At 39.7% G+C, this 11,894-nt stretch carries 10 protein-coding genes; 4 read left to right on the top strand and 6 right to left on the bottom strand.

Annotation, left to right across the window (positions count from 1 at the left end):
* Nucleotides 1-300 precede the first annotated feature (300 nt).
* The 3 genes from ilvC (at nucleotide 301) to HZA38_03390 (ending at nucleotide 3,326) form a co-directional block, all read left to right on the top strand.
* Nucleotides 301-1,344: a ketol-acid reductoisomerase gene (gene ilvC, locus HZA38_03400; protein MBI5414538.1), complete on the top strand. Its 1,044-nt coding sequence runs from the start codon at nucleotides 301-303 to the stop codon at nucleotides 1,342-1,344.
* 164 nt (nucleotides 1,345-1,508) lie between these two features.
* Complete coding sequence (locus tag HZA38_03395) at nucleotides 1,509-2,135, top strand: hypothetical protein (protein ID MBI5414537.1); 627 nt, start codon at nucleotides 1,509-1,511, stop codon at nucleotides 2,133-2,135.
* A 54-nt stretch (nucleotides 2,136-2,189) separates the two neighbouring features.
* Complete coding sequence (locus HZA38_03390) at nucleotides 2,190-3,326, top strand: MFS transporter (GenBank protein ID MBI5414536.1); 1,137 nt, start codon at nucleotides 2,190-2,192, stop codon at nucleotides 3,324-3,326.
* On the opposite strand, the gene ung is transcribed toward HZA38_03390, so the two are convergent.
* Nucleotides 3,327-4,016 carry a uracil-DNA glycosylase gene (gene ung, locus HZA38_03385; GenBank protein ID MBI5414535.1) on the bottom strand — a complete coding sequence of 230 codons (690 nt, stop codon included), beginning with the start codon at nucleotides 4,014-4,016 and terminating at the stop codon, nucleotides 3,327-3,329.
* Nucleotides 4,017-4,137: 121 nt separating this feature from the next.
* On the opposite strand from ung, the gene HZA38_03380 reads away from it, so the two are divergent.
* On the top strand, nucleotides 4,138-5,202 hold the full coding sequence (locus tag HZA38_03380) for an ion transporter (protein ID MBI5414534.1): 1,065 nt from the start codon (nucleotides 4,138-4,140) through the stop codon (nucleotides 5,200-5,202).
* Between the two features lie 380 nt (nucleotides 5,203-5,582).
* On the opposite strand, the gene HZA38_03375 is transcribed toward HZA38_03380, so the two are convergent.
* The 5 genes from HZA38_03375 to HZA38_03355 all read right to left on the bottom strand — a co-directional run.
* A complete protein-coding gene (locus tag HZA38_03375; protein MBI5414533.1) occupies nucleotides 5,583-5,996 on the bottom strand; it encodes a hypothetical protein in 414 nt (137 codons plus the stop codon).
* 271 nt (nucleotides 5,997-6,267) lie between these two features.
* A complete protein-coding gene (locus HZA38_03370; GenBank protein MBI5414532.1) occupies nucleotides 6,268-6,609 on the bottom strand; it encodes a hypothetical protein in 342 nt (113 codons plus the stop codon).
* 153 nt (nucleotides 6,610-6,762) lie between these two features.
* Entirely contained in the window at nucleotides 6,763-7,221 is a 459-nt protein-coding gene (locus HZA38_03365) for a CoA-binding protein (GenBank protein MBI5414531.1), read from the bottom strand.
* A 140-nt stretch (nucleotides 7,222-7,361) separates the two neighbouring features.
* Nucleotides 7,362-8,972 carry a CTP synthase gene (locus HZA38_03360; GenBank protein MBI5414530.1) on the bottom strand — a complete coding sequence of 537 codons (1,611 nt, stop codon included), beginning with the start codon at nucleotides 8,970-8,972 and terminating at the stop codon, nucleotides 7,362-7,364.
* A gap of 315 nt (nucleotides 8,973-9,287) precedes the next feature.
* The coding region (locus HZA38_03355; GenBank protein ID MBI5414529.1) for a PKD domain-containing protein at nucleotides 9,288-11,894 on the bottom strand (2,607 nt) is incomplete at its 5' end.

Below are 11,894 nucleotides of genomic sequence, written 5' to 3'. Positions count from 1 at the left end.
TGCTTTCCTTTTTGTAATATTTTCTGTATTTGTATTTTTTCCTTTTGAGAAAGATGAACGATATATTTTTTCATGCGTATCAAGAAAAATATCGTCCCAAGTATATCACACGAAATTATTTATTGGAAATAATACTAGTTTAAAATCATAAGGAAAAAATTGCTATTAGAAAAATAGATTGGAAATTTGAATTTTCTCTGTTCCACCGCATTCCAACTCAAAAATTTCTCTTTGCTTAAATTGACACTTTTGTATTGCCGTACTACGATTTCGAAGCTCTTGTTATTTTTCGATACGACTATGACCATTATGAATTTCGGCGGCGTAGAGGAAAACGTTGTCACTCGTGATGAATTTCCACTTTCAAAGGCGCAAAACATTCTCAAAGATGAAGTTGTGGCGATTCTTGGCTACGGCGTGCAAGGTCCAGGACAAGCACTCAATATGCGCGATAATGGCATAAAAGTAATTATCGGACAGCGTGAGAATTCAAAAAGTTGGGACAAAGCTGCTCAAGATGGATTTATTCCGGACGAGACACTGTTTCCGATTGAGAAAGCAGCGGAGAAGGGGACTGTTCTCATGTATCTTCTTTCAGATGCTGGGCAAAAAATGATGTGGCCAACTCTGAAACCGTATCTCACGAAAGGAAAAGCTCTGTATTTTTCTCATGGATTTTCAATTACGTATAAAGAGCAAACCGGAGTTATTCCTCCCAAAGATGTTGATGTTATCCTTGTGGCTCCAAAAGGATCCGGAAGATCTGTTCGCAGAAATTTCTTGAATGGAAGTGGAATCAACAGTTCGTATGCGGTATTTCAAGATGCGACCGGAAAAGCGCTCGATCGATGCTTGACACTTGGAATTGTAATTGGCTCCGGATTCCTTTTTGAAACGACATTTGAAAAAGAAGTGTACAGTGATCTCACGGGCGAGAGGGGAGTGCTTCTTGGCGCGATTGCCGGAATTATGGAGGCGCAATATAACGAACTCCGAAAACACGGACACAGTCCTTCTGAAGCATTTAATGAAACCGTTGAAGAATTGACACAAAGTCTTATTCCGCTCATTGCAGAAAACGGAATGGACTCAATGTATGCGAGCTGCAGCACAACGGCACAGCGAGGCGCGCTCGATTGGAAAAACAAATTCCGCGATGCAGTAATTCCGGTCTTTGATGAGCTCTACGAAAGTGTTGCGAATGGAACTGAAACAAAACGTGTTCTTGAAAAAAATTCTCAGCCGAATTATCGAGAGGAACTCGAGAAGGAACTTGCAGAGATGCGCAATTCGGAGATGTGGCAAGCGGGAGCGACGGTGAGGAAGCTGAGACCGGAGAAGTAGTCAATTACAAGAAAGTACAAAATTAAAAGTATAAAGTACAAAACTGAAAGCAATTTTATTATTTTGTACTTTGTGCTTTGTACTTTGTACTAATTTCATTCGTAATTGACTATTGTTTCATTGCTATTTCTGCCGTAATATTCAAATAAATTTTCTCTGATTGTATGTCTCTCGAGATTCGTTGTAGTGCGCGATATTTAAAAATCGCAGGGCGCCATTTTGACAAAATTACGGAAGAATACGATCTTCCATGTTATTGGATTCGGCTCAAGGTAATAGCAAAAGGACGTGCACATAATGGATGCCTCGGATATATCAATGATCTCTGGCGGAAATCAGGAAGACATGTTCGTGGATTTGATCAACTCGTGATGTCGTGGCTGAGTGATCCACCGATAGACAAAAGTCGTGCAGAGAATATTCTTCAGCAGCACTATCGGGTAAATATTGCATCGGGACAAAACGAGCTGGCGGGACTTATCCACGTCAAACTTCCTTCGAGTGAGCGTAACCCGAATCTTCCCATTCCACCAAATAATATCCCTCCTGAAAAATATCCAGAAATATTGATAAACAAGAGTCAAAATGAACCGGAATATTCTTCAAAAGTTCATAGTCTTTCATACGGTATTTATTATTTTAAGGTATTTGTTACAGATGTCGAAGGAAATAAAGTAAAAAAAATATTTAAAGTCTGGGCATTTCCGAGTTCTAAAAAATGTAAAATCCGAAAAGCGAGATTTTATGAGCGAATGCTTCTCGCATTCAAATCTATTTTGCCTGCTCAATAAATGAGTATTTCTTCTCCTCCTCGAAAAATATTCCGGGATGATATCCTGTTTTATGTGCATACGGGAATTTTTTCTTTTTCAGAAGTCATCTTTCTTTTTTCCCTCCCCATCTTCTTTTTAAAGCAGGGCTTTTCTATCTCATTTGTTTTTTCGTTTTTTGGAGTTACAAGTTTAGGAGGATATTTTTTCACCAGATATATTCTCGAAGCGCTCACAAAAATTGGTATTAAAATCTTTTTGAGTGCAGGGATTTTTTTCTACATCATATTTGGAATTCTTCTTCAATTAGTAGCCATTGGAAATATGTGGTGGATACCGACAGTGGTCGTTCTTCTCCTGCAATATCTCTTTTATTGGCCCGCGTATAATCTCTACTTTGTGGAAATTATTCATGCAAAAACTGTGGGGCTTCAGACAGGAATTCTCAATGCCGTTTCCACCGTTACTCTTATGATCGCGCCGGTTTTTGCCGGAGCTCTTTCTCTTTTTCTTCCTTTCCAAATCATCTTTCTCATTGGATGTTTCATTGTTGCGACATCTGTTCTCCCCCTCTTTTTCATTCGCACAAAATTGAAAATGAAATTTGACATGAAAAAATATGAAGAGATGAAGAGTTCTCACGAAATTTTTCGTGAAACACGATTTGCGTATTTTGGAGATGGTTTTATCACTATGATTTCATATACACTCTGGCCCATACTTTTTTATCTCGTTCTTTCGCGGGAGAGCTTCTTCGAGCTCGGAATCCTGAGCACTATAAGCATGGCAATTTCAGCCGCAATGATGGTTCTTTTTGGACACTATTTTGACAAAGCGCACCGAAAAATCTTGTTACGAAGCTCTCTCTTGGGACAACTTGTCGCTACTTTTGGGCGATATTTTCTTGTTTTCTTTCATCCCACAATTTTTATTTATTTTGTTCAGTCACTCTATAGCTTTTCTGCTTCAGTACTCAGATCAACATTTTTCGCGTATTTTTATTCGTATGGGAAAAAAACGAATACGACATATTTCACACTCCATCGAGAAATTAATTTTTCATTGGGACGATTTATAGCATGTGAACTTTTTGCCGCCGTGAGCTATTTCTTCCCTCAGCCGCTTCAGCTCTGGCCATTATTTCTTCTTGGTCTTCCGATGCTCCTTCTCTATGCGAAAAAACTTAAGGTAGATCATCACCTTGAGGCATAATTATTCAATCCTCCAATCAATTGGTGTTTTCCCGATTTTTTCCAAAATTGCATTTGTCACGGAAAAATGTTTACATCCAAAAAATCCACTGTGTACTGAAAAAGGAGATGGATGTGCTGCTTCGAGAACAAAATGTTTGGAACGATCAATAACTTTTCCTTTTTCCTGCGCGTATTTTCCCCAGAGGAGAAACACAATTCCTTCTTTTTCTGTGGAGAGCTTTCGAATCGCCGCATCCGTAAAATCCTCCCATCCTTTTCCTTGATGTGAAGCAGCCTCTCCTGCACGAACGGTGAGAATCGCATTGAGAAGAAGAACGCCTTGATTTGCCCACGAAGTGAGGTCTCCAGTTTTGGGAATCGGAATTCCAAGATCATCATGAAGTTCTTTAAAAATATTTTGAAGCGATGGTGGCTGAGAAATTCCGGGCGATACCGAAAAACAAAGTCCATTTGCCTGTCTTGCACCATGATACGGATCTTGTCCAAGAATAACGACTTTTACTTTGTCAAAAGGAGTATGCTCAAATGCGGAAAAGATTTGCTCTGGTGGGGGATAGATCTGTATTTTTTTTTCGATTTCATCGAGAAGGAACTGCTTCAGGGCGAGGAATTGAGCGCTCTGAAAATCAGTCGTCAGAACTTTTCCCCAACTTTCTTCAATGCGTGGTGAAACAGCAACTCCTGACATTCTCTTTTTTTGTAAAATTCTTCTGTCATACTAGTATATGCATTGAAGAATTTCTAGTCCGAATGCTTTCTCATTCGAGAAAAAAGATTGTATAATTCAAAACCCTCTCTCCCTAATTTTTATGAATGAACCAGCGAATATTCGCCGTCATCACGTCCAGGAATTTCTTTGGAATTCACTGGAAGGAGGGCATGGGCCTACGGGGAAATTCCTCAATGCTCTTATTTTGGTGCTCATTTTGGTCTCCGTCATTCTTTTGCCCATTGAACTCATTCGAGATTTTCAAAAATACTCCCTTGTTACCGAAACAATCGAAATGATTGTCACCACAGTATTTACTCTCGAATACATCACGAGAATATATGCTGCGCCACGGAAACTTCGATATATCTTTTCGTTTTGGGGGCTTATTGATCTCCTTTCTATTGTCCCATACTATCTCTCGCTTTCTCGAGTGGGTACAGAAGTGTTCCGAATACTTCGAGTTGCTCGAATTGTTCGAATTCTCAAAATAGCCCACATGAAATCTTCTGATGAAACAGAGGAGAGTGTCAAGAAATGGTCACGGCGTCATGTGGATCTTTTGCCGGGCGAAGAGATCGAAAAGGTGGTGATGCAGCATCCTATATTTTTTCTCGCCAATATGACGCTTCCTCTTTCTCTCGGAATTCTCACGCTTCTTGTTCTTCTTTTTGGAAAATTCCACGAAATTGCGATTACGATTTCTGCTGTGCTTTTTCTCGTGACGGTTCTTTCGTTTTGGAAAGTGTGGCTTGATTATCATTATGACGTTCTCTACATCACGAATATGCGGATTATTTTCCAGAATAAATATCTTTTTGGACAGGGAACGCAGAACGTAGAATACCCGTACATTACGAATATTCGTCCGGCGCATACGGGAATTATCTCATTTCTCCTTGGATATGGATCTATAATTATTAACACTGCTTCTGATTTCACAGAGATTTCTCAAAAGCATGCTCGTGATCATCAAAAAGTAGCTCAATATATTGAGAAAAAATGTCAGGAATGTAAGTATATCCCTATTACGCCGGAGACGACAGGGCGATACTTTAAACAAAATATTGCGACGTCTGGAGTTATGAGGTCGCCGCCTCTACCGCCATCTCCCATGGCACAAAATTCTCCTCCACCACCTCCTACAAGCCCAAGTTTGGGCTAATTTTCGGATGAAATGTTTTGTTTCCGTTTCGATTTGAAAAATTGGAGCGCGATGAAATCAGAATGTTCAGTGTTTGTGCGTTTTTTTATGGATTTTCAATTTTCATTTCATAAAAAAATTTTCTCATCTTCGACAGATTCGACAAGTGGGACGTGAAGAGAAGGGATGATGTCTCTCAGTTTATGAAATAATTTCTTCTCCGACATTTTCGCCAGTATTAGTTTCATTGTGAATATTTTCTGGAGTTACTCCTTCTACGAGTTCTGGAAGAGGACATTTCTGTTCTGATTTCATGCAACAAAAAATGAGAGAAAATTTTCACAAAACTTCAGGGACCCGCCTAAAAAGCAGTTTCATGCAAAAAGCGTTATTACCTGTATTTATGTAGCTTGCGAAAGTGGAGCGTTAATGCTGGCTCCAGAAGTTGATTGAAGGGAGTGCTGGTAGGGTTGAGTTGGTCGCTTTAATATATGAATATTTGGTGGTATATACGAAATCGTGCGTTTTCCTCCGTTGTTTTCCTCTTGCTGTGTTGGTGGTTCTTCGCGCATTGGCGCTGCTGCTTCTGAACTGCTTCTTAGTTTTTGGGCTACATCGAGCAATGTTTGAACTAGTTTTGAATCTGCTGTTCCTGGTGTTTGAGGTTCTCCTGACATGCTTACTCCTAACCCTTCTTGTGTCAATTGGGCACCTTCTTCTAAAACCGTGGCTGCTTTTGGGTTTGCTGCTGCAGACTCTTTAAAAAGATCCGACACATGATCATCGTCAAAATATGATCCGCCTTCGAACGTCATAAAAATATAATAATAAAATAAAAAATCGAAATGCACATTCAACGCTTATATTCTTCACATTTCCATGTTTTGTTGTCAACAATCTTTGCTCCACTTTGCTCCACTTCTGCCAACAAGTTTCTATTGGCAGATTCGGTGTATTTTCATCTTTCTGTGATTGACACACAAAATTTCGAGAGGAGAAAAAGAATAATAATGCCCAAAAAACGTAAAGGGGCAATTCAGGGAAAAGTTGCCGCGACAAAAAGAAAAATTCGCTTTCAAAAGTTTTCTATTGACGAGGGTTCACGCCATAATAATGAGAATTTTTTACCTGTTCCCAACCTCCATCCGTTCTCGGAGAGGGATAACCAGGTCCGGTATATGCGCCAAGCGGCGGTAGTGGGTCTGTCCCTGGATGCCTTTCTCCACTCGAGCTATATTCTCGTGGCCAGAATCCCATTTCTCCTTTTTGTAACACATGTGACACATTAGTTCTCATTTTTTGTGCCCCCATTTCTAGCGCTTTTGTGTTTGCAGTCTCTACTGTTGTCCCTGTGCCTGGCAAGAATGCATCTTGAAGACGTTGGCTATCTAGTACTTCTGTTTTTGAAGTTAGTATTTCGCCTTTCATAAAAAAATAAATAAAAGAATAAAAAACGATATGCAATTTGCAATATCGACATCTGTATTTTTCACATTTCCCCACTTCATTGTCAATAATCGCCGTCTCATTTCTGCTAACAGGTGTTTGTTGTCAGATTCGATATTTTTTTATTTTTTGTTCTTATTTCTGACTTTTTCCCTTCTCTTTCTCCACTTCCTCAATTATTGAAACGCCATCAATAACTTCAAAATGTTCCAAAATCGCGAAGTGCCGAATTGCGTCCGTCACGGTTCTCGGATTCATCCATACTCGAAAAATTCCCATATCTCGCATTTCTTTGAGAATATTCAGCGCGTTCTCTTCTTTTTTCTGGCGCGTTCTTTCGTCGTCTTCCGGAAAAAATTCTTCTGCGAGGACAATAACATCTGGAAATGGTCTGAGCTGCGTAAGATTTGGAAAACACGGATCGCCTTGTATGGTCATGTCGAGAGTGTTCACGGGTTCCACGTGATATCCTGCACCTTTCATCGTGTAATACACCTGAAATCCAGGATGGAAGCGATCATTCGAAGCGCCGATGATGGCGAAAATAAATTCTTTTTTGAGGAGATCTTTGAGATCTTTGTAGGGCTGAGACATGGGAGAAAATTATAAATTTTGAATTTTAAATTTTGAAATTTTTAAATAAATCTTAATGTCTAATGTTTAAAAATTGAGATTTAAAAATTAGAATTTATTTAGAAATTTTAAATTTCAAAATTAAAAATTATCCCCCTTCTTCACGAAATCACCGCCCTCATAAATGCTGCAAACAGCGGATGTGGTCGATTCGGTCTGGATTTAAATTCCGGATGGAATTGTGTTCCGAGCATAAATGGATGGTCTTTTATTTCGACAATTTCCACAAGTTCTCCATCTGGAGAAATCCCTGAAACAAGAAACCCATTTTTTTCGAGCACTTCTCTGTACGCATTATTAAATTCATATCGATGTCGGTGTCTTTCTGAAATTTCTCTTTTTTTGTATGCCCGCTCGGCCTTTAATCCTTTTCTGAGAACACACGGCCATGCTCCAAGACGAAGCGTCCCGCCTTTTGCACGTGTTTCGCTTTGTCCGGGAAGAAAATGGATAATATGATTTTTTGCTCGAGTGTTAAATTCTTCTGATGTTGCGTCTTCGATGTGACATACATTTCGCGCAAATTCAATTCCCATAATTTGCGCACCAAGGCAAAGTCCAAGGTAGGGGATTTTGTGCTCTCTTGCATATTTTGCGACAAGAACTTTCCCTTCTGTTCCTCTTTTTCCAAATCCTCCAGGAACAACTATTCCTGCGCACTCTTTGAGGTTTTTCCATTCTTCTGTGTCATTTTTCTCAATGCGCTCAGTATCGATCCACATGATTTTCGGCTTTTTCTTTAAAGAAAATGAAGCTGATTTTATGGCTTCTAAAACGGAAAGATAGGCATCATCGAGATCTGTGTATTTTCCGCAGAGTGCGATTTTTATTTCTTCCTTCGCGTTTTTAATGTTGTCCACCATTTTTCTCCATTCGGTGAGCTTCGGATCTACCGTACGAAGCTTCATTTTTTTTTCAAGAATTTGCGTAATTCCGTGTTTATGAAGACCAAGTGGAACTTCATAAATCGTGTCCACTGTGGGGGCGGGAATCACTGCTTCTCTTTCCACGTTGCAAAATTTTGAAATCTTTTCGAGAAGTTCTGGCGGGATTTCTTTATCCGCTCTACACAAGATAATATCTGGCTGCACACCGCTTCTGCTCATTTCTCGAACAGAAAGCTGTGTTGGTTTTGTTTTGAGTTCTCCTGATGCCGCAAGATATGGAAGTAGCGTGAGATGAACGGAAAGGACATTTGAGAGTCCTTTTTCCATTCTCATCTGGCGGAGCGCTTCCAAAAATGGTTCCCCTTCTATGTCTCCAACAGTTCCTCCGATTTCAATAATAAGAATTTCCGCTTTTGATTCTTCCGCAGCTTGTTCAATTTTTGCAATAATAGCATTCGTGATGTGCGGTACCACTTGAATCGTTCCGCCAAGAAAATCTCCTTTTCGCTCTTTTTCGAGAACTTCCGAATATACTTTTCCCGTAGTAACCGTAGAATATTTGGAAAGATTTTCATCGATAAATCTTTCGTAATGCCCAAGATCAAGATCGGTTTCTGCTCCATCATCTGTGACAAACACTTCTCCATGTTGAAATGGCGACATTGTTCCCGGATCAACATTGAGATACGGATCAAGTTTTTGAATAGAGACCTTGAAACCAGCATTTTTGAGAAGCATTCCGATGGAGGCAGAAGCGATTCCCTTTCCCAGAGAAGAGCAGACACCGCCAGTTATAAAGACAAATTTCGATGATGCTGGAGACATTTGATTTTTGAGAATTTTGAAATCTAGCGAGGAAATTTTAAAGGTAAAATGTAAAAGGTAAAATGTAAAAATAAATTCTAAATCCAAATGTTTAAACATTACAAATTAGAAATTAAGATTTGTTTTAAAATTTTACATTTTGCATTTTACATTTGCCTCAATATTCCTTCTCGATAACGACAATTTTTCAATTTTTGTCATAGCAACAATAGACAGAGTATACTGAAATTTCTTTTCTCTGGGCAAGGAGTTTTAAAAAAAGAGGGACAACCACATGATTGTCCCTCTTTCATCAATGTAATTTCTTTTTGAATATTAATACTCGAGCGTATTTCCTATAAGTCTACTTCCTTCCGTATTCCCAAGCCATTTTATGGTGTTATATCCATCGTTATACCAAAATCCTCCTGCTACAACATTCCCGTCAACTGATCGCCCATAGGCAATGGAAAAAGTGAGCATGTCAGCTTCTCCTGCATCTTCATGAAGAAGGCTTGCCGTGTCAGTTTGAACAGCAAGAACTGTTGTTGTACCGCTTGCAAAATTTAAAAGTGGATTTAAGTTTGTAGGAATAAAAGTCACAGAGGCTTCTGTTGTAGCAGATGCTCCATTCGTTTTTGTACTGATATATCCATCCGCTGAAAAATTCGTTCCACTCAGTGCAAGGAGTGCAGAAACTGGACTTCCAGGATTAGATATATTATGGGCATAGGTATCGAGATCTCCATCAGAAGCAATGTCTACTACGATTTTTTCATTATAGAGTCGCATTACATCAAAATAGAGCGTGTCTGCTGTAGAAAATTCTGTCATATCATCAAGCTCGAGGTGAACATATCGATCATTTCCCGGAAGATCGAGATCGCAGAAATACCATTCTCCGCTCACGAGATTACTCTGATCAGCTCCACAAATGAGTTGAGAAAGAGAAGTCCCATTGGTTGGTTGTCCTGTTGAACTTGATGCGGTTTCGAGTTTCAGATCAGTAAATGTCGGCTGAAGAGTTCCCGCAGCATCTGACCACATCATCCAAAAAGCAATTCGTTTATACTGACTTGTGCTTTGCTGTGTTGGCTCAAAAGAAATCGTGTCTCCTGAGGTGAAATTCATAAGAGGCTCGGTCATAGAAAGTCCATCAAGTCGCTTTCCTGTTTCTACGCTGGATCCGAGTGGAAGGTTATTATTCCCATTTCCATCATAGCCATCAGAAGCAATGAGTTCGGTTCCAGGAGTAATGTGAATATCTCCGCTATTTGCAGCTCTTACATCAAAGATAAATGTGGTATCTCCTGATAATGGAGTTCGAGGTCCTCTTGGAGAATTTGGATCGAGTGCAAGAGTTGGAGTTGAGGCACCAATTTGCATTTGATTTGTAGTGATCAAATACCCGTCTCCCGGAAGTGCGTAAAGAATATTATCTCCAGCGTTATTTGCGTAAACTCCATCACCGGCATCATCAAGAAGTGTTGTTGTTACTGTATCACCTTCATTCACCCAGCTTTCTACCACATAGATATCTTCTGCATCACAGGTTCCAGAACTGTTATCATCGACGCAAATAAGCGTTCCAATTGGAAGTAAAACTCCCGGTTGAACGTTAAAAGAAGTAGTTTCTCCAAGAGTATTGCTTCCCGTAGTATCGGTTCCTTGAACAGAAACTCCGCTGTTCATCCATCGCATTTCTCCAAAATCGAAGTCAGCAGAACTCAGGAAATCTGCATCCATTCGGTAGGCTCGGAATATTTCTCCTGAAGTGGTTCCCATTGCTTCAAATTGGTTGAAGGCGAGATCAAGTCTCAAAAACTCTCCTGGTGTTGCTCCGAGTAAAACAGTATTCACATTCACAAATACGCTGAGATCTGCAGTTCCATCTTTTGGAACAGCGATATTAAGTCCTGAAAAAAGTGCATTCCCCTGAGAAACATATGATGTTTTTTCTTCTGTTTGCCCTTGAGAGTTGAGATATGAAATGGTTACTGATTTCACATTGTTATCATATTCTGCGAGGTCGGCATCAGTTACTCCAGATTGAAAATTATTCACTGCGAGTTTCCTCACGACAAACCCTTCTCCTGCGGCAGAAAATTTATATTTGGAAACAAGTTTTTTGACATCTCCCGGAAACAAAATGCCTTCTTGAGGAGTAGATGGCGAAACAGAAAGCGTCAGAGCGCCTCCTGAAGCCGAAGATGACGCAACAACGGTTATTACCGTGGAATAATTTGTATTCGCCGTTCCTGTCTGAGAAAGAGTATTTCCGTCGCTATTTTGTGCTGTAATTGACAGTAGTGGAATAGTGAAGGCTACTTTTTCTGGTGTGTTGTTCAGGTACGCATTCACAGAAATATCTCCACAAATCTTAAATGCTCGATGTGTTCCTTTTGAAATAAGTATATTTACATTATCAAACACGACTGTTCCGAATGATGGTACAGATTCTGTTGTTATTACTTGTTTGCTGCTGGAGTCAATAAGCTTCACTGCCTGTACAATATCCTTCAAATTCACATTATTGTCAGTTCCTTGTTGAAACCCTCCATCTCCATTCTCATCAATATATCCATTTGTTGAGATATCAGTTACACGAGTTTCTGTTGTCGCTCCTGCGAAAAGATTAAATTCTAAAAAGCACACATCTTTTTGTCCAACTGCTGCGGTAGAAGACATGGTTTCTGTATTCAGATTCACATTTACTGGCTCTTTTCCTGTTGTCGGACCTTGAGGAGTTACGGTAAGTGTTGCGCTTGTTTTTGCAGAAAGACCATGATCATCAGTAACAGTAACTGTCGGTGTATACGTTCCAGCGCGAGAATATGTATGACTAAACGTTGCCGTTTGATTTACGAGATATGGCTGAATCTGGATAGGTTCATCACCCCATACCACAGTATATGTTAATGGTCCATTTTCTGGATCACTTGC

This window comes from Candidatus Peregrinibacteria bacterium (genome assembly GCA_016220175.1).
In the GTDB taxonomy this organism is placed as follows: Bacteria; Patescibacteriota; Gracilibacteria; order CAIRYL01; family CAIRYL01; genus JACRHZ01.
This window is presented reverse-complemented; position numbering and strand designations above follow the sequence as displayed.